The organism is Pseudoalteromonas sp. MMG007 (genome assembly GCF_018100985.1).
In the GTDB taxonomy this organism is placed as follows: Bacteria; Pseudomonadota; Gammaproteobacteria; order Enterobacterales; family Alteromonadaceae; genus Pseudoalteromonas.
The window spans coordinates 51,321-69,399 of the sequence record NZ_JAGJEI010000015.1; the positions used below are offsets into that span (position 1 = coordinate 51,321).

18 protein-coding genes are annotated in these 18,079 nt (G+C 39.7%); 3 read left to right on the forward strand and 15 right to left on the reverse strand.

Annotated features, from left to right (window positions below; translation table 11 throughout):
* Positions 1-22: 22 nt before the first annotated feature.
* On the reverse strand, positions 23-2,578 hold the full coding sequence (locus J8L71_RS15570) for a M14 metallopeptidase family protein (RefSeq protein WP_211001329.1): 2,556 nt from the start codon (positions 2,576-2,578) through the stop codon (positions 23-25).
* A gap of 146 nt (positions 2,579-2,724) precedes the next feature.
* Between J8L71_RS15570 and nfuA the strand changes: the two genes are divergently transcribed.
* Together nfuA and J8L71_RS15580 are read left to right on the forward strand one after the other, a co-directional pair.
* Positions 2,725-3,300, forward strand: coding sequence for a Fe-S biogenesis protein NfuA (nfuA, locus tag J8L71_RS15575; RefSeq protein WP_211001330.1), 576 nt, complete (start codon positions 2,725-2,727; stop codon positions 3,298-3,300).
* Positions 3,301-3,309: 9 nt separating this feature from the next.
* A complete protein-coding gene (locus J8L71_RS15580; RefSeq protein WP_211001331.1) occupies positions 3,310-3,579 on the forward strand; it encodes a hypothetical protein in 270 nt (89 codons plus the stop codon).
* Position 3,580: 1 nt separating this feature from the next.
* Here the strand turns inward: J8L71_RS15580 and dinF are convergent, their stop codons facing one another.
* Positions 3,581-4,915: an MATE family efflux transporter DinF gene (dinF, locus tag J8L71_RS15585; RefSeq protein WP_211001332.1), complete on the reverse strand. Its 1,335-nt coding sequence runs from the start codon at positions 4,913-4,915 to the stop codon at positions 3,581-3,583.
* Here dinF and J8L71_RS15590 point away from each other — a divergent pair.
* The gene (locus J8L71_RS15590) at positions 4,895-5,932 is read left to right on the forward strand and encodes a polysaccharide deacetylase family protein (RefSeq protein ID WP_211001333.1); all 1,038 of its coding nucleotides are present in this window, start codon (positions 4,895-4,897) and stop codon (positions 5,930-5,932) included. The genes dinF and J8L71_RS15590 overlap by 21 nt on opposite strands.
* Here J8L71_RS15590 and J8L71_RS15595 read toward each other — a convergent pair.
* From J8L71_RS15595 to J8L71_RS15655, 13 genes are all read right to left on the reverse strand, one after another.
* Positions 5,922-6,950 (reverse strand): chemotaxis response regulator protein-glutamate methylesterase, encoded by a 1,029-nt coding sequence (locus J8L71_RS15595; protein WP_211001334.1) that lies wholly within the window; start codon positions 6,948-6,950, stop codon positions 5,922-5,924. The two genes, J8L71_RS15590 and J8L71_RS15595, sit on opposite strands and share 11 nt — an antisense overlap.
* 8 nt (positions 6,951-6,958) lie before the next feature.
* On the reverse strand, positions 6,959-7,576 hold the full coding sequence (cheD, locus tag J8L71_RS15600) for a chemoreceptor glutamine deamidase CheD (RefSeq protein WP_211001335.1): 618 nt from the start codon (positions 7,574-7,576) through the stop codon (positions 6,959-6,961).
* On the reverse strand, positions 7,560-8,390 hold the full coding sequence (locus tag J8L71_RS15605) for a protein-glutamate O-methyltransferase CheR (protein ID WP_211001336.1): 831 nt from the start codon (positions 8,388-8,390) through the stop codon (positions 7,560-7,562). The genes cheD and J8L71_RS15605 overlap by 17 nt, the downstream gene beginning before the upstream one ends.
* A 114-nt stretch (positions 8,391-8,504) precedes the next feature.
* Positions 8,505-10,838, reverse strand: coding sequence for a methyl-accepting chemotaxis protein (locus J8L71_RS15610; protein ID WP_211001337.1), 2,334 nt, complete (start codon positions 10,836-10,838; stop codon positions 8,505-8,507).
* A gap of 52 nt (positions 10,839-10,890) precedes the next feature.
* Positions 10,891-11,376 carry a chemotaxis protein CheW gene (locus tag J8L71_RS15615; RefSeq protein ID WP_211001338.1) on the reverse strand — a complete coding sequence of 162 codons (486 nt, stop codon included), beginning with the start codon at positions 11,374-11,376 and terminating at the stop codon, positions 10,891-10,893.
* The gene (locus J8L71_RS15620; protein WP_211001339.1) at positions 11,376-13,466 is read right to left on the reverse strand and encodes a chemotaxis protein CheA; all 2,091 of its coding nucleotides are present in this window, start codon (positions 13,464-13,466) and stop codon (positions 11,376-11,378) included. The genes J8L71_RS15615 and J8L71_RS15620 overlap by 1 nt, the downstream gene beginning before the upstream one ends.
* Before the next feature lie 14 nt (positions 13,467-13,480).
* The gene (locus J8L71_RS15625; RefSeq protein ID WP_211001340.1) at positions 13,481-13,843 is read right to left on the reverse strand and encodes a response regulator; all 363 of its coding nucleotides are present in this window, start codon (positions 13,841-13,843) and stop codon (positions 13,481-13,483) included.
* 8 nt (positions 13,844-13,851) lie between these two features.
* Entirely contained in the window at positions 13,852-14,124 is a 273-nt protein-coding gene (locus J8L71_RS15630) for an STAS domain-containing protein (RefSeq protein WP_211001341.1), read from the reverse strand.
* A 154-nt stretch (positions 14,125-14,278) separates the two neighbouring features.
* Complete coding sequence (locus J8L71_RS15635; protein WP_211001342.1) at positions 14,279-14,896, reverse strand: SCO family protein; 618 nt, start codon at positions 14,894-14,896, stop codon at positions 14,279-14,281.
* Positions 14,893-15,822 carry a heme o synthase gene (gene cyoE / locus J8L71_RS15640; RefSeq protein WP_211001343.1) on the reverse strand — a complete coding sequence of 310 codons (930 nt, stop codon included), beginning with the start codon at positions 15,820-15,822 and terminating at the stop codon, positions 14,893-14,895. Before cyoE ends, J8L71_RS15635 begins: the two co-directional genes overlap by 4 nt.
* 12 nt (positions 15,823-15,834) lie before the next feature.
* A complete protein-coding gene (locus J8L71_RS15645) occupies positions 15,835-16,824 on the reverse strand; it encodes a COX15/CtaA family protein (protein ID WP_211001344.1) in 990 nt (329 codons plus the stop codon).
* 30 nt (positions 16,825-16,854) lie between these two features.
* Complete coding sequence (locus J8L71_RS15650; protein ID WP_211001345.1) at positions 16,855-17,349, reverse strand: transmembrane cytochrome oxidase associated protein; 495 nt, start codon at positions 17,347-17,349, stop codon at positions 16,855-16,857.
* Entirely contained in the window at positions 17,339-18,073 is a 735-nt protein-coding gene (locus tag J8L71_RS15655) for an SURF1 family protein (protein ID WP_211001346.1), read from the reverse strand. Before J8L71_RS15655 ends, J8L71_RS15650 begins: the two co-directional genes overlap by 11 nt.
* Positions 18,074-18,079 lie beyond the last annotated feature (6 nt).

The window sequence follows — 18,079 nt, forward strand, 5'->3', positions numbered from 1 at the left end:
CCTGTTTTAAATATAAATAGTATTAACCGCCATTTACTCTGAATGTATGGCCAAAAAACAAAGCGTTACTTAGTAAGCGACTCGTACCATACCAATACCCTCTAAACACAGGGTTATCTGTCATGGCGATAACACTTCCTCGTCCGTACGAGTGAGCAATCATAGCTGCACCACCTGCAATTTGATCCTCGTTTACCCCGTCAGTAAAGCCTGCTAGCAGCGGCTTTTCTGGATAAGTAAGAATATTTACAAACGGAGCATCTGACTTTTCTAATAACCACGTACTGTTTTTAAACACGGGTAATGTATCGCGGTTAAGTGAAAACGTAAGTGGGTGTGTTGTATCAACCTGAGTATTAAAAATAGCACCAGCAATGCGCTGACGCCCTGCTAAATGATCTTTATCAGCGTAGTTTAACCCTTGCGTATTAAATGCACTCGCTACATCTTGACGCGATAAGTAGCTGGCTTTTAATAATTGCTGATCAGCTAAAAATTTAGCCCCGCCTTTGTGGCCCCAAATCACACCGCCTTTTCTTACCCAGCTTTTAATAGCCACTTTTTCGCTATCAGCCAGGCCAGAGTAATTACCATTAGTAAGTACAATGTGTGTGTAATTAGTTAAATCCAAGCTACTTAAACGCTGCATTTCAACAATCGTAGGCGCAACACCCACAAAACGGTCAAGGTAGTACCATACTTCGCCAACTTCATACTGACTAACGCCTTTACCGCCTACAAGTAACACTTTAGGCTCTTCTAGTACCGCCATAGTGCGCGACCCTAAATCAGCACCTTCACGTGTTAGGCCTGTTGTAATAGGCTTAATAGCAATGCCAAATTGAGTTTGGGCTTTATTTAATATAGCGACCCAATCACTGTTATTTTGCAGCCCAGCAGGTACGATAATACTGCCCGGTGAAAATTTTATTTCTCCCGAACGTGATTGAGCCGTTAAACCGCTTAGTGCAACACGTGCTTTAATACCTTGCTTTAAAAGACTGTTTAGCATTTTAGGCGCTAAGTAATCATCCCATGCAAAGCCAAATGCATATTCCTGTTTTAATGAAGCGAATGAAGGCTTTACAGCTTTTTGCCACTCAGTACTTGCCACTTCTAAGCCCCAGCTACTTTTTACCTGCGCAAACTCTAAATTAAACGCATGGGCAAGCGTCCAACCCGATACATCGTAAAACGTGTTATCAACAAAGTTTTTTTGTTCGCTAAAAATAGCTTTCACTAAACGAAATTGAGGCTGAGCCAATGGTACAAAATAACTATTAGTAGAAAAGCTTTTACCGTTAGCTTTTAGCGACTTCGTAAGTGGGTAGGCGTTTATTTGATGCTGCTTTAATAGATTTAAAAATAACTTAATGCGCGTGCTGTCTTTAGCACCTTCCACTACGTAACCTTCAAAACTTTCATCCTTTGCTAAATCAATTGCTTGATTGTAAAACTTAGCTTGGTAGTTTAATAAAGCCTCGCGATTATCAACAGCGGCCTCAAAAGTAGATAAACTTGTTAAAAGCTGATTTTTTATTGTAAAAGGAAATGTAAGCGTGCCGTTTATGGTTTCTTGTACGTGGCCGCGCGAGCTGGCTTGTTCGAATAAAATACCGACTCCGCCGTTAACATCGGGATAAGTTGAACCTTTACCGTAATAAAAATCGTCAAAGCTTTCTTCTGTAAAATACAGCGCGTTATTTTCATCAAGGGTTTTTGCGTGATAGTTAGCAATTGCTTTGGTGAGTGTTACGTTTTCATCTGGGGTAATTGGGTGCTTGCGACTCGCTATACCAGGTTGAAAAAAGTAGCTGCTGTTTGGTCCCATTTCATGAAAATCAGTTAAAACATTTGGCTTCCACTGATGAAATTTAGCAATACGTGCGCGTGATTCTGGATGTTGTAGTAATAGCCAATCACGGTTTAGATCAAACCAGTAATGGTTAGTACGGCTACTTGGCCAACTCTCAACATGTTCACGGGTTTGAGGATCGCTCGATAAGTTCATACCGCGATTACTATTAGCCCAATTAGCAAATCGCGCTAAGCCGTCGGGGTTAAGCGAAGGGTCGAGTAAAATAACAGTGTTATTTAGTAACTCTTCTATTTCAGCACCTTGTGCGGCAGCTAAATAATAAGCCACCAGCAAAGCGGCATTGCTACCTGACGACTCGTTACCATGCACGCTATAACCCATCCAAACAACCGCAGGCTGCTCTGCACTGCTTTTAGTTTTATCGTTATTTGATAAGCGTGCTAAGTGGGTTTGTCTAATTTGCTCTAAATTGGCCAGTTTTTCAGGCGTGCTAATACTCAGCATCATTAAAGGGCGTTGCTCATGCGTACGCCCTATTACTTCAAAGCTTATTCTATCGCTTTTATCGGCAAGTATTTCCATGTAGCGCACGAGTTGGTCGTGCCTTACATGCCATTCACCCACTTCGTAGCCAAGCACTTGCTCGGGCGTGGGAATACTTTTATCAAATTCTATATCTTGTTCAAAATAATACGAAAGTGGTTTTGCCATACTTGAAAAGCTAAGCATTGCCACCATTATAGTTACTATCCAGCGCATATAAATCACTCTAAAAATGTTTGTTATTTGCACGCTAGCATTGCTTAAAATAGATGCCAACTTTTTACGCTCAACACTAGCCGCAACACGATGAGCGGAGTATGATATGCAGTATCCGAGTAATTTAGTCAAGTATAGACGGTTTTATGATTTCAATTTCCGAAACAGCACAAGCGCATTTTGCTAAACTTTTAGCAGATCAATCACAGCAAACCAACATTCGTGTGTTTGTTGTAAATCCTGGTACATCACAAGCGGAGTGTGGTGTTTCTTATTGTCCAGAAGACGCTGTTGAAGACAGTGACATTCGCTTAAACTTTAATGGTTTTGATGCCGTTGTAGACACAGAAAGTGCACCATTTTTAGAAGAAGCTGAAATTGATTTTGTTACCGACAAAATGGGCACTCAGTTAACACTAAAAGCACCCAATGCTAAAGCACGTAAAATTGGCGAAGACGCTACATTAAACGAGCGCGTACAACACATGCTTGAAACAGAAGTAAACCCACAACTTGCTAACCATGGTGGTCAAGTAAGCCTTGTAGAAGTAACAGCTGAAGGTATTGCTGTACTTCAATTTGGTGGTGGTTGTAATGGGTGTTCTATGATCGATGTAACACTTAAAGAAGGCATCGAAAAAGAGATGATAGCTAAGTTTGAAGAAATCACTGGTGTTGCCGATATTACAGAGCACCAAGCAGGCGATCACTCTTACTATTAAGCATTATTGATGCTAAAGCAGCTTATTTATCGCTTGGGAAGCAATCCTAAGCTGAGCTTAAAGCGCTTTTTTCGCGGCTTAGCACTGTTTGTGCTAGCCGTGATTTTCATATCTATTGGGTACTACACCCACTTCAGTTTACAAATTATCGGCATTGTTATTTTAATCCCTGCACTTTTTTTTGCTGCTTGGGGCTATAGCGGTATTTTTGCCAATCGCTTTTCTCAGGTTTTAAAAGATATGGGGCCTAAAAATCACGACCCTGATCTGTGGAAGTAACCTAATCCAATAATTGGTTATTTGCTTTTAAGCGCTGATATTTAATAATTAATGTAACCCCACGCATTAGCATAAAGCAGCTCATTGCAAGCCATAATCCATTGTTTTGCCAATCAATAAATACCCAAAACACACCAAAAAAACCTACACCAGCCGAAAGTACCATACTGTTACGCATATTCTTGGCGCGTGTTAAGCCTACAAATACGCCGTCAAACAAAAAGCAGCTCATCGCTAAAATAGGCAATACAATTACCCAAGGTAAATAGTGAATAGCCTCTTGTATTACTTCTGGTACATTAGTTAAAAGCTTGATTATCGTGCTGCCAAATAATGCAAAAAAGGCACTGTATAAAATGCCAAAAAGCATTCCCCAAAACACACTAATTTTAACCCACATCCTTATTTTTTTAACGCTTTGTTGGCCCTTCGCCTGCCCCACTTTAGCCTCTGCGGCATACGCAATTCCGTCTAGGGCAAAGCTCACCAACATTAAAAAGTTAAGTAATACAGCATTAGCGGCGAGTGTGGTTTCGCCAATACGCGCCGCATAAAATGTCATAAAGCTAAAACATAATTGCAGTATTAAAGAGCGAATAAATATATCGCGGTTTAAGCTAAGTAACTCAGTCATTTTGCTCATGCTAAGCCAATGAGGAGTGTTTAATTTAATCCCTTGTTTTTTAGCTAGTTTTACGACCAAAATCAAAGCAAATACTAAAGCGGTATAATCAGCAATAAGTGATGCCCATGCAGCCCCTGCAACCGCCCAATCTAAGTACACAACAAAGTAAATATCGAGCACGATGTTAGTTATATTAGTCACTAATAAAAGATAAAATGGTCCCCTGCCATAATGCACGCCGAGCATCCAACCGAGTAACACTAAATTACACAATGCTGCTGGAGCACTAAAAATTCGAATGCTAAAGTACTGATAGGCTTGAATAAGTACATCGTTATGCGCAGCTGAAAGGTAAGCTATAGCGTGTTTTATTAAGGGGGATAACACAATTAATAACACAGCAACTGCACTTGCAAGCAATAAGCTTCGTTTAAGTAAAGCAGCAAGCTGAGTTAAATCGTTTTTTCCATATGCTTGAGCAACCAGTCCCGTGGTACTCATTCTTAAAAAACCAGCGAGCCAGAATAAAATAGAAATAACAGCGGAGCCTAGGGCAATACCCGCTAAGTAATGAGCGCTACCTAAGTGCCCTATTACGGCGGTATCAACAATTCCTAACAATGGCACTGTGATATTTGATAGTATCATCGGACCCGCTAACAACAGCAAGCTTTTATGGTGTGCCTTATTATGTATAAGAAATTGTTTCATTTAGTATTATTTATCCTCATTAGTGTATCTGTACGTGCTCAAGCAGCCGTTATTTTACAGTATCATCATGTTAGCGAAACCCTGCCCGCCGTAACAAGCGTTAGTGCAAATACATTTACTAAGCATTTGAGTTATTTAAAAGAGCACAACTTTAACGTTATTGCGCTTAATGAGTTAATTAGCGCTCTAAAGCAAGGTGAAACCCTGCCCGATAAAACCGTTGCCATTACTTTTGATGACGGCTACAACAATAACTACGAACAAGCAGCGCCTATTTTAGAAAAATTTGGCTACCCATACACTATTTTTGTAAACCCAAAATTAATAGACGAAGGCAAGAGCTACGTTATGGGTTGGGATAAACTCAGAGAACTCGCTAAAAAAGGCGCGCTGATTGCTAATCACAGTGGGCAACACGACTACTTACATCGCACGCTTGAAAACGAAACAAATGCTCAGTGGCGCTCTCGTATTAAAAAAGACATTTTAGATTCGCAAAAACGTATAAAAGAAGAAACCGGACAAGATTACAAATACTTAGCCTATCCGTATGGTGAGTTTAATAACGAGCTACAAGCACTGGTAACAGAGCTTGGCTTTATTGGTATTGGCCAGCACTCAGGAGCGGTAAATAAAGACTCTAACTTTAGCCGTTTACCGCGTTTTCCGGCATCTGGTTTTTACAGTAAATTGGAAACACTTATTACTAAGCTTAATTCGCGGGCTTTTAATATTACTAAACTAACTTACAAAGACAGCGTGACAGAGCAAAACCCACCTATGCTTACAATTGAGTTTAATATGGGCGATTTTCATAAAAGCCAATTTGCTTGTTACGTATCAAGCGTAGGCCAAGCAGATTTAAACTGGATCAATAAAAACACAGTTGAAATAACCTCACCAAAAGCACTTAATAAAGGCCGTTCACGCTTTAATTGCACTGCGCCTTCTATTTCAAACCCTGGTAGTTACTTCTGGTTTTCACAACCTTGGGTTATCGAAAACGCTAAGCCTTAATAGCTTGGCTTAAAAGGCGCTGGGTAACTTTATCTAGCGCCACAACTTCATTTTCAGCCCCAATATCAATTGCTGCCTTAGGCATTCCCCACACAACGGATGAATACTCATCTTGCGCTATTGTATATGCCCCGCTTTGTTTTAAACCAAGTAAGCCTTTTGCACCATCGCTCCCCATACCTGTAAGTATTGCAGCGACGACATTTTTTGCACCTGTTTGTATTAATGAGTTAAATAAAACATCTACCGCAGGTTTATGCCTATTTACGGGCTCGTTATCGTCAAGCTGGCAATATAAACCCACTCCACGCTTAACAATACTTAAGTGTAATCCACCCGGTGCGATATAAGCACAGCCTGCTGCTAACTTATCGCCTTGTTCTGCTTCTTTCACATTTATGGTACATGTACGGTCCATCCTCTGGGCGAACGAAGCGCTAAAACCTGGAGGAATATGCTGTGTAATTACAATGGGTGGGCAGTTTTTTGGCATTTTAATTAACACCTCTTTAATAGCCTCTGTACCACCGGTAGATGCACCTATTGCAATAACTTTGTTCAGCAAAAATTGCGTGTTAGCTGCAATAGGTTCGTTAGATACAGGCTTTTTAAAACCTCTTACCCTTGCACCTGCAGCAACCCTTACTTTTTGCTGTACTAAAGCACTGTAATGACTCATGTGCTCTTTAACATTAACGGTGGGTTTAGCAATAAAATCTACTGCACCGAGCTCTAATGCCTCTAACGTAATAGGTGAACCTTTTTTTGTTAAAGTAGAAATCATCACTACGGGCATTGGTCTGAGCCGCATTAAATTTTTTAAAAAACTAATACCATCCATTTTTGGCATTTCAACATCGAGAGTCAGCACATCAGGGTTAAGCTTTTTTATCATTTCCCGCGCTTCGTACGGATCCTCAGCGCAACCTACAACTTTAATGTCGTCTGCTTGGCCTAATATTTCGTTAAGTAATTGTCTAATTAATGGAGAGTCATCAATTATTAATACTTTTATCATATGCACCCCTAAAACAGTTCAATATCTGTTTTTTTATCTTGCTGTTGAAGATTTTGTAAGTATTTCACTTCGCGCTTTTCAATCGTATTGTTATGAAGATTTTTAAGTTTTTTTACGTGTACTTTACCAGTATGAGGGTGGAAAAATATTTTCCTCGGCCACGGTCCCCCCATATCATGAGCAACTAAATTGAGCGCCTCTTCTTTTATATAGGCATTCGCAAAACTTATATTCCCGAGCCCAATATCTGTCATTGCACTTATTATTCGCCCACCGCCAAAAAGTTTTATTTTTAAATTTTTGCGTGCTCCGCCATTTTTAAGCACTTCGTTAATTAAATATTCCATAGCCCAATTACCGTATCGCCCGCTTAAACTATGCGCGCCTTCAACATGCTCACCTTTTTTTACCGGCAACATAAAGTGATTAACGCCACCAATCCCTAACTTTTCATCGTATACACATGCCGCAATACAAGAGCCTAAAACAGTTGATATTAGCTCATCATTTTTTGATACATAAAATTCACCCGGTAAAATTTTAGCGACCACGCTTTCTCGCCCAGAGTCCCAATAACGCTTTATATGATCAAACCCAGGAAGAACACCTTTAAACTGAGCGTGCATCAGCAGCCTTTTGGTACATAGTTTTACCTAAATTTTTAAACTCAGTATGCTCTTTACCCATGGTTTCTGAGTGACCTAAAAATAAATGCCCATGTGGAGCGAGTATTTTTGCATAACGTTTAAATAATAAATCTTTAGTGTCTTTATCAAAGTAAATAACAACATTACGGCATAAAATTAAATCAAAGGGCCCTTTCATTGGCCACTCTTGTAATAAATTTAAGCGTTTAAAAGAAATTAATTGCTGCAGCTTTGGTTTAACCTTATAGCTTTCGCCATCTTTACTTTTTAAAAACCAACGCTTTAACAACGCATCATCTAACCCATTCACATTTGCTGCGCTATACACACCAGCATGCGCTTTTTTAAGTACATTAGAGTCTAGGTCAGTCGCTAAAATTTTAACGTCCCAGTTGCTAGGAAATAGCTCATTTAACGCCATTGCAAGGCTATAGGGCTCTTCTCCTGTTGAGCATCCCGCCGACCAAATTCGTACTCGCCGACTTTCTTTGTTTTGCACAAGCAAAGCAGGAACTAATTGTTTTTTTAGATAATCAAAATGGTGGGATTCACGAAAAAATGAAGTTAGATTAGTTGTTAGCGCATTAATAAATGCATCAAACTCCTCATCTTTATGGCTATTTAAATAAGCTAAGTAAGTACTAAAATCAGTTAGTTTTCTCTCTCGTATGCGACGTGCAATACGTGAGTACACCATTTCACGCTTATGCTCACCAAGTACAATACCGCATGCGTTGTACACTAAAGTGGCAATTTCTTTAAAGTCGCGATCGGTAAATAAAAACTCTTTCATTAGTTACTCTCAAATGCAGAATAAGCGGCACTTAGCGCAATTTATTGCGCTAAGCTAAGTGTATTTAACAAAAGCTTTAGATAACAAATTTCTTATCTAAAGCTCTGCTATTAACTAAAACTCTTCCCACTCATCAGCTGAATCTACAAAGTTTTCTCCTTTTGGCTTACTTCGGCTAAAGCTACTTTGTGGTTGCTGCGTTAAAGCGGGTGTACTCATACTTGATGACACTAAAGGTATGTCTTGCTGCCCTAACGAAAAGAAGTGAAGGAGTCTGCGCATTTCGTTTGCTTGCTCAGCCATAGACTCACCAGCTGCAGATGCCTCTTCTACGAGTGCAGCATTTTGCTGAGTCATTTCATCCATTTGAGAAATAGCTTTGTTCACTTGCTCAATACCTGCGCTTTGCTCCTCTGATGCTTCGGTAATATCAGAAATCATTTGCGTAACGCGCTGTACCGACACAACAATTTCTTTAAGAGTTGCCCCTGACTCATTTACTAACTGAGAGCCATCTGCAACTTTCCCTACACTGTCCCTTATCAACTCTTTAATTTCTTTAGCGGCTCCTGCTGAGCGCTGCGCTAAGTTACGTACTTCACCCGCCACAACGGCAAAGCCACGACCTTGCTCGCCCGCCCTTGCAGCCTCAACGGCAGCATTAAGTGCTAATAAATTAGTTTGGAAGGCAATTTCGTCAATCACACCAATAATGTCTGCAATTTTTTTACTCGATTCGTTTATTGCCGACATGCTAGTCACCGCACGGTTTACTACTTCTCCGCCTTGTATTGCCTTTTCGCAGGTTTCTTCTGCTAAATCGTTCGCAACTTTTGCATTATCAGCATTTTGGCGAACTGTGCTGGTCATCTCTTCCATACTCGATGCTGTTTCTTCAAGTGACGAAGCTTGCTCTTCAGTACGTTGACTTAAATCAGCATTCCCTTGTGATATTTCTTCTGCGCCACTTGCTACAAGCGTTGCTGAAGAGTTTATGCGATTGATTACTTCTGTTAGTTTATCTGCGGTTGTATTTGCATCGCGTTTTAGCTTATCAAATGAGCCTTTGTAATCACTTTCTATGCGTTTTGATAAATCACCACTTGCCATTGCATCGAGCATATTTGCTGTATCAGCAACTGCATCATCAACAATTTTAACTAGGCTATTTAACCCTTTAGCTAAGCGTAAGAAAAACCCGCTTTTATCTGTCTCAATAACACGCGCATCTAATTCGCCATTACCCGCGGCTAAAATTAGTTCTGCAATTTCTTTTTCAATAGCGACTTCATCGGTTCTATCTTCCCACTCAACCACTGTGCCTATGCGTTCGTTTTCAGGTGTTAAAATAGGGTTTGCTACCAAGCCAAACGTGCGTCCACCCACAAGTATTTCGGCTTTATAGGTCGTAGTTAACTTAGCAAGCAGGTTTTGCTGATGCGCTGGATTTTTATGAAAAACATCAATATTTTGTTTAAGTAGGTTTGTACTGTCAAAATTAGGCAAGTCTTTACGTAAATCATTTTCTGCTGCACTCATCATGTTTTTAACAGCTTGATTCATATAAACAATAACGTTTGATGCATCGGCTATCATGGTATTGGTTGCAACAGTATCAAGCGCTTGGCGTACACGTAGGTTTTCTTGCGCTTCGCTTCGCTCTTTTTCTGCTTTTGCTAAGCTTTCTGTTATATCTTCCCATTCAACAATAGTTCCTAAGCGCTCTCCTTCATGGCTTACCCAAGGTGATGCAATAAGGGTAAATATGAGCCCAGCCAATCTTAACTCGGCCTTATGCGGTTGCTCTAAATTTTTTAATAAGTCACGCTGATGCGATGGGTGCTTATGAAAATCATCAACACATGTACCAATTAAACTATCTACAGCAAAATTAGGAAGTACTGTTTGTAAGTCTTTTTCTCTGGCTTTTAACATGGAACGAACCTGATCGTTCACAAACACTATATTAAGGTCTTTATCTGCAATCATTACGTTTGCTTGGCATACTTTTAATGCACTGGCTAAATCGGCCGCTTTTCGAGAGGCTTTTTCTAGCTCTTTTTGCTTGGTTATGTCTGTCGCAAACTTTATAACTTTTAATACTTGGCCGCTCTCATTCACAATAGGATTATAAGTAGCTTGTATCCAAACCTCTTTATTACCTTTAGCATTACGCTTAAATTCATCAGAAATAAACTCTCCGTTGCGGAGGCGCTGCCAAAAGTTTTTATAGTCGTTACTTTGCGCTTCATCGGAGTCGACAAATAAAGAATGGTGCTGGCCTTGAACTTCTTCTAGCCTGTAGCCCATTGCACCTAAAAAATTAGAATTTGCAGTAATTATTTGCCCGTTAGGTTCAAACTCAATTACCGCTAATGATTTATTTAATGCATCTACAATTAAATCATTACTGGATTTTGACTGCTTTGGATTACTAAACCATCCCATGCCCATCACCACCTTTAAGTTATTTTGTATTACTATATTTAGATTTAACTAACTAAATATTCATTGTTTTTTGCAAATCGATTAATGCGACCATTTTCTCACCCACGTTAACCAAACCAGCTACGTACTCACAGCTATTCGACTCAGATAAACTAGGCACTGCTTTAGCGTCTTGCTCTGCAATACTGTAAACATCAGACACCGCATCAACCGCAATTCCCATAATTTTACTGCCTTGTTCAAACTCAACCTTTACTACAATAACAACCGTTAATGAGCCATATTCGACGCTTGGAAGGCCAAAACGTAAGCGTAAATCTATAATGGGTACTATTGTTCCGCGCAAATTAATAACGCCTTTTACAAAGTCAGGAGAGTTTGGTAGCTCGGTTATTTCTTCCCAGCTACGAATTTCTTGTACTGTTAAAATATCAACGCCATACTCTTCATCAGCCATAATAAAGGTCAAAAACTGCTTAACTCCCTGCTCTTGTTGCAGGCTTAGTGCATTATTTATCTCGCTTTGCTCAGCGTTCATTAAGCCTCCACCGCTATATGCTGATCTATAATAAGATCTTGGCTACCTGGCTTTTTAAGACCAGAAAGCTTTATTAAACCGCTTATATCTACAATTAGTGACACGCGCCCATCACCTAAAATAGTGGCGCCAGATACACCATCAACCTTGTGGTAATTTGCCTCTAAGCTTTTAATAACAACTTGCTGCTGAGAGAGTAAATCGTCTACAAGTAAGCCCACTTTTTGATTATCTGTTTCAACAACAACAAGGAGAGTTTTATCTAAAGATTCAATGGCATTTTGATGATTAAAAATATCGTATAATCTTAAAATTGGAATGTATTCGTCGCGCAGCCTTAGTACATCTAGGTTTTTACCTACTCGGCTTACTTTTGTAATATCAATTTGCAGTGATTCAACAATAGAAATGAGTGGAATAATGTAAGTATGCTTAGCTACTTTAACGAGCTGCCCATCTAAAATAGCGAGTGTAAGGGGTAAACGTATCGTAAATGTAGAGCCAACGCCTGGCGCTGAGGTAACCTCAACAGAGCCATTTAAAGACTGTATATTTCGTTTAACAACATCCATCCCTACACCACGACCCGATAAGTCGCTTACCTCGTCCATAGTTGAAAAACCAGGCATAAAAATTAGTTCGTTTACTTCCTCATCACTTAAAATGCTATCGGCCGTAATCAGCTCATTAGCAATTGCTTTTTCTCTAATTTTTTTAGTATTGAGTCCTTGACCATCATCCATAATTTCAATAACGATGTTTCCGCCTTGATGAAACGCATTTAAAGTAACAGTACCTACAGGATCTTTTCCCGCTGCAACTCTTTGCTCAACCGTTTCAAGGCCATGATCGAGTGAATTTCTAACCAAGTGAACCATAGGATCTGATATTTTTTCCATGACCGTTTTATCAAGTTCCGTTTGTTCACCTAAAAGCTTAAGCTCGACCTGCTTATTAAGCTTTTGTGCAATATCGCGAACCAAGCGAGGAAAACGACTAAAAACAAAGTTAATCGGCAGCATACGAATTCGCATAACGTTTTCTTGTAAGTCACGAGTATTATGTGCAAGTTGTGCAAGCCCTTCTTGAAGTGAGGTAATTGTAGCGGGTGTTATTTCTTGCTCACTTAGCTGATTAAGCATGGCTTGGGTAATAACCAATTCACCAACCATATTTATTAGCGAATCAACCTTATCAATTCCGACTCTTATTGAGGTGGACTCAGGCGTGGTCGTAGGCTTTTTATCATTACTTTGAGCTTTAGGCTTTACTGGAGCGGGAGTAGGTTGAGTCGTGCTCGACTCTTCATTTTTGGAAGTACATTCCTCACTCACAGCGCTTTGATTAACAGTATTGCTTTGTAGGTCGTCGGTAAATAGGCCGCCGCACAGCTCAATGCTTATATCTGCGTCATCTTCTACCCACTCAAATACCTCATTTATTGCTTTTTCATCTTTAGCTGTATTTAAAAAAAAGCGCCAATGCAAAAAACATTCATCACTGCTCAGCTCTGTTATATCGGGTACTTCGTCATAAAATACATGTGTTTCTAATTCGCCTAACTCAGCCAGCTCGCTGATCATAAATAATGGCTCATTACCGGTTTTAAAAAGATGCTGGTGTGGCTTAAAATCTATTTGGTAAGTATTACTGCCGGTATCTTTAGCATCGGCTAGTTGCACAGATGCTTCTGCATCATTATTTATTTCAAGCACTTGCTCAAACTGTAAACGTAATGCATTGGCTTCATTTAAATCGGGCTCTTGCTCACTTTGAAGTGCAGCAAGTAACCCTCGTAAACAATCAACTGCTTTAAGAAGTAAATTAACATGCTCGGTACTTAGCTCACGTTCCCCTTGGCGTATTTGATCAAGCAGTGTTTCAAGCACGTGGGTGAAGTCGGCAACGGAGGTAAAACCAAATGTACCACTGCCGCCTTTTATTGAATGGGCGGCTCTAAAAATTGTGTTTATAGTTTCTAAGTCTTCCTCACCAGGTACCAAATTTAAAAGCTCAGCCTCCATGGTATCTAGGCCTTCAAAACTCTCTTCAAAGAAAACTTCAAAAAATTGACTTAAATCTATGCTCACACTGCGCTCCTTTACTAGCGAATAACCTTTTTAATCACCGCTAACAACTGTTCAGGATTAAAAGGCTTTACAATCCAACCCGTAGCACCTGCGGCTTTACCTTCTATTTTTTTATCAAGGCCCGATTCGGTCGTAAGCATAAGTAATGGTGTAAATTTATAATTAGGTAAAGTACGAAGCTCTCTTATTAATGTAATACCGTCCATAATAGGCATATTTACATCGGATATTACCGCATCAAAATCTTGCTGCTTTGCAATTGCTAAAGCTTCGCTGCCATCTTTAGCTTCGGTTACATCAAACCCCGCTGTTTTTAGAGTAAAACTCACCATTTGACGCATTGATGCAGAATCATCAACTGCTAAAATTCTTTTCATATATACCTCTAACCTTTACTTTCGAGTATTAAATAATGACTTAAACCGAGTTGATTAACGGTGTGTGTTAACGCTTCGCTGCTACCAACCCAAATTATTTTATGATGGATGGTTTGCAGGTGTTTTTGTAAGGAACATAAAAGTTGAATTGAAGCCGTGTCAGCCGCTCTAACATCACTAACATCAATGCAAATATCATCATTGCTATTGAGTTCTTGGAGTAAATCTTGATGTAGAGTCTCAACCTGCGTGATGGCAAGTTCACTGGGTAGCTTTAGCATTTTTTGGGGACTTTCCCTGTCAATTCAATTCATAATAAAAGCTTAGACCTAGTTATTGAAATTGCCATCAAAGGGTAAAAAAAAATTATAAAAGCATTAAAAATACAAAAAAAGGAGCATAAAGCTCCTTTAAAATTCATTAAAAGTTAAAAAACTAGTTTTTATAGTAGTCAGCTATTTTTATAAACTCTTCGGTTAACTGTGAGGCATTAATTAACGGTACGCTGTCTTGTTTAAATTCAGGTTTGAAAATAGCTCTTACAGCACCATTTTGATCAACCAGTGCCACAGATGCGCTATGATCAACTGCATATTCTGATTCGTTAGAATCACTTATAGCGTAAATTAAACCAAGCTCCCTTACTACTGGGAATAGGTCTTTATGTGGGCCTGAAACAGCCAAAAAATCAGGATTAAAATAATCTATATAAGCTTTTCGTTTTTGTACTGTATCTCGCTTAGGGTCGACCGACATAAACCAAATTTGTAGCGGGTAGTCGCTGTGTAAGTTTTTATAAGCGCTATTTAGCTTAGCCAGGGTCAATGGGCAAATATCGGGGCAACTTGTATAACCTAAAAATACTAAATTCCATTGCCCTAAAAACTGCGCTTTAGTGACCGTTTCCCCATTTTGATTATTGAGCTTAAAGTCAGACAGTGGTTTTGCGGTTTCGTAAACTAATGCATCTACATCAGGGGGGCTATTTTTATCTGAACAGGCTGATAAAAACAGCATAAAAACAATACTAAAACAAAGCTTTAATCGCATCATAAAGGGAGCCATTTATCTATAAATAATACAACAAAGAGTACCATTAAATGAATGATTGAAAAACGAAATAAGTCCATTGCAGTTTTATCGTTTCCGGCAATTTTTAACTTAACGGCTTTGTATATAAAGACTGCATTTAATACACAGGCTCCAATTAAATATATTAACCCCGACATACCAATTAAGTATGGCAATACACATACAACGGCCAGTAAAACAGAATAGGCAACCACACATGTTTTGCAAAAATCTATTCCGTGAGTAACAGGTAACATGGGTATTTTAGCTCGTTCGTAATCACTTTTACGCGCTATAGCAAGCGCCCAGAAGTGCGGTGGTGTCCAGGTAAAAATAATCATTACTAGTAACCATGGAGCGGCTGCCATTTGGCCTGTTTCAGATACCCAGCCAAGTAACGGAGGCATAGCGCCCGCTAGGCCACCAATCACTATATTTTGCGGAGTGGCGCGTTTTAAAAATGAGGTATACACAAAGGCATAACCAACCAAGGCAAATAAGGTTAGTATTGCGGTCAGTGTATTTGCCCATACCATCAACATAACAAAACCTGCTACGCCAATAGCAGCTGCAAAACCAAGTGCGTGGGTTTTACTCAAACGCCCTTTAGCTACAGGACGGTGACGCGTACGCGCCATTTTTGAATCAATTTCGCTATCAACAACGTGATTGATCACCGCAGCCGCCGCAGATAGTAAACCAATACCTAATAAACTCGTAAATTGTACAGCTATGCCTCTACCTACATCTGGAGCCAGTGCTAAGCCAACCCAAGCTGTTAATACGAGCATAGCCACAACCTTAAATTTGCTAATGGCTAAGTAATCTTGAAGCAAATTATAAGTACGATTAATTAAAGGTTGCGAGCGCTCGCCCTGTAGTGCTTTTTTATCAATTGTAAGTGCCATAACAATTCCCCTTTATGTGCGTGACTTCAGGTAGTAACACAACCTAACCATTGTTAATAATAGTATGGCAGCCATTAAATTGTGCGCCAGTGCGACCCCTAACGGAAAGTGCCAATGCACCACAGCAAGCCCTAAACTTATCTGACAAAGTAAGGCAACAAGTACGCTAGCCACACAATTTTTTATTTTGTGCGAGTAAGCGTGGCTGTATATTCGCCACATTATGAGAGCCAAAACAACACACGTTACAAGCGCCCAAATACGATGCAATAAATGTATAGACATACGCGCTTGTTGCGACAACACACCAAACTCGTAATTACTGTGCTCAAGGGGTAACTGAAATACACTACTGAGCGAAAATGGTTGAGCGTAGCTACACAAAGGTAAACCATTACAATGCGGTGCCGCATAATTTGCAGCAAGCCAACCACCCAGCGCAATTTGAATTACCAGTACTACCAATGCCACTATGCTTAAACTAAAGTAACGCTTTGCGCTGCTATCGCCACCCATTATAGGGTTGGCTGTTAAGCGTAAATACAAAAGTGTAATTAGCGATAAAATACTAAAGCCACCTAATAAATGGCCCATCACAATAAGCGGCTGTAAGTTCATGGTTACAGTCCACATACCAAGTGCGGCCTGAAATACTACAAGTAAAAGTAAAGCCAGAGGCAACTTAACGGGTGTAGTTGGATATTGGCGCTTTAAAAAGGCCAATATAAACAAACCTAAAATAAGTAAACCTAAGGCACCTGCAAAATAACGATGGATCATTTCTTTCCACGCTTTTGCGGTTTCAAACATCATGTCGGGGTAGCTTTGCGTAGCGAGTGCTATATCGGCTTCATGTTTTGGGACGGTTAAAAAACCATAACAGCCGGGCCAGTCTGGGCAACCAAGGCCTGCATCACTTAGTCGGGTGTAGGCACCCAATGCCACTACAACTAAAGCAAGTAGGCCTGTTATTAATACATAGTTTTTATAATTTTTATACATTAAATACTCCAACTTAAGTAAGCTTAGCAATTAGCTCGAACGAGAATAATTAAGTAATTTTTTTAGATCTTTTAATAAACCTTTTTGTACTAAACGGTTTTCTTGTGGCTGCGTTTTAAAAGGATATTCAAGAACCACAAGCCCCATATGATCGATTAAATACAAGCTGGCTGGCTTTAAATTTTGTTGGCCGCTTATCATTTTCCAAGGCAGTTTTTTATCATTAACGGTCCCCATCACCGCCATATCGACCTTGCCTTGGTTTTTACCCAATGCCACATATAAATTATCTAGCGCACTTAATTGTTCATTACATGCACTGGTGCACTCTGCGGAGTAATTAAGCGCAATCGTCCACTGTTTGGGGTTGTTTTTTTGCCAATTAGTAAGCTTTACTTCTTGTTTTAAAAACTCACCATGATTTGTTATTGCCGTTGGTAACCAGTCAAATTTAAGCGCCCCATACGCTAAAGCTAATGGTATGGCGCAGCAGATTACAAATAATAAAAGTGGTTTATTTTTCATTGTGTGTCCTTTTTTTACTAGCAAAAACAGCCACGAATACACAGGCAATGGCGATTAAAAACCACTGTACTGCGTAGGCATGATGTTTTTGCGGGCTCATAACAACAGCTTTATAATGAGGAGTAGCTAATTCATCCCCTTCACCTTGCCTATAAGCCATGTAGTTAACGAGTTTTTGCTGACTGGTTTGGCTTAGCTTATTAAGGTCAATATTTTGAATTCTAATATTGGAGGGAACAGCTTCGCGTTCGAGCGTAAAGCCACTGAGGTTGTTCTCTTTTATTTGTGCAATTAATGTAAAGCGCTTAGTAGGAAGCTTTATTTTTGGTAATTCACTTCGAGATAGCGGGGCCTTAACCCAGCCAAGGTTTACCAAAATAGTGTGGGAGTCATCTGCTGGTTTGAACAATACTAATAAGTCGTATCCGACTTGTCCATTGTAAACTTGATTATCCAACAGCCAATATTGATCTTGAATAAATACCCCCGTTAATTCAACCAACACCCCTGCTTTATTCCAGTTAGAGGGTAAATTAGTAAGTTGCTGCCAACTCATAACACCTTGGGTTTGCAATTTTTCAATAGCCGTTAACTGTTGCTGTTTTTGCTCAGCTCTTTGTAGCTGCCAAAATCCTAAGCGCACACAAACAAGTACCACAACCGCTACCATACAAAGTGTGATTATTGAGCTAAGCTCTTGTTTGTGCCATAAAATTAACTGCATAAGGTT

Excerpts from the sequence above, each read along its gene's own strand:
- J8L71_RS15570 (WP_211001329.1), bottom strand. The coding sequence starts at position 2,578 with ATGCGCTGGATAGTAACTATAATGGTGGCAATGCTTAGCTTTTCAAGT.
- nfuA (WP_211001330.1), top strand. The coding sequence starts at position 2,725 with ATGATTTCAATTTCCGAAACAGCACAAGCGCATTTTGCTAAACTTTTA.
- J8L71_RS15625 (WP_211001340.1), bottom strand. The coding sequence starts at position 13,843 with ATGAAAAGAATTTTAGCAGTTGATGATTCTGCATCAATGCGTCAAATG.
- cheD (WP_211001335.1), bottom strand. The coding sequence starts at position 7,576 with ATGCACGCTCAGTTTAAAGGTGTTCTTCCTGGGTTTGATCATATAAAG.
- J8L71_RS15580 (WP_211001331.1), top strand. The coding sequence starts at position 3,310 with ATGCTAAAGCAGCTTATTTATCGCTTGGGAAGCAATCCTAAGCTGAGC.
- cyoE (WP_211001343.1), bottom strand. The coding sequence starts at position 15,822 with ATGGCACTTACAATTGATAAAAAAGCACTACAGGGCGAGCGCTCGCAA.
- J8L71_RS15630 (WP_211001341.1), bottom strand. The coding sequence starts at position 14,124 with ATGCTAAAGCTACCCAGTGAACTTGCCATCACGCAGGTTGAGACTCTA.
- J8L71_RS15635 (WP_211001342.1), bottom strand. The coding sequence starts at position 14,896 with ATGATGCGATTAAAGCTTTGTTTTAGTATTGTTTTTATGCTGTTTTTA.
- dinF (WP_211001332.1), bottom strand. The coding sequence starts at position 4,915 with ATGAAACAATTTCTTATACATAATAAGGCACACCATAAAAGCTTGCTG.
- J8L71_RS15605 (WP_211001336.1), bottom strand. The coding sequence starts at position 8,390 with ATGAAAGAGTTTTTATTTACCGATCGCGACTTTAAAGAAATTGCCACT.
- J8L71_RS15645 (WP_211001344.1), bottom strand. The coding sequence starts at position 16,824 with ATGTATAAAAATTATAAAAACTATGTATTAATAACAGGCCTACTTGCT.
- J8L71_RS15650 (WP_211001345.1), bottom strand. The coding sequence starts at position 17,349 with ATGAAAAATAAACCACTTTTATTATTTGTAATCTGCTGCGCCATACCA.
- J8L71_RS15590 (WP_211001333.1), top strand. The coding sequence starts at position 4,895 with ATGTATAAGAAATTGTTTCATTTAGTATTATTTATCCTCATTAGTGTA.
- J8L71_RS15610 (WP_211001337.1), bottom strand. The coding sequence starts at position 10,838 with ATGGGATGGTTTAGTAATCCAAAGCAGTCAAAATCCAGTAATGATTTA.
- J8L71_RS15615 (WP_211001338.1), bottom strand. The coding sequence starts at position 11,376 with ATGAACGCTGAGCAAAGCGAGATAAATAATGCACTAAGCCTGCAACAA.
- J8L71_RS15595 (WP_211001334.1), bottom strand. The coding sequence starts at position 6,950 with ATGATAAAAGTATTAATAATTGATGACTCTCCATTAATTAGACAATTA.
- J8L71_RS15655 (WP_211001346.1), bottom strand. The coding sequence starts at position 18,073 with ATGCAGTTAATTTTATGGCACAAACAAGAGCTTAGCTCAATAATCACA.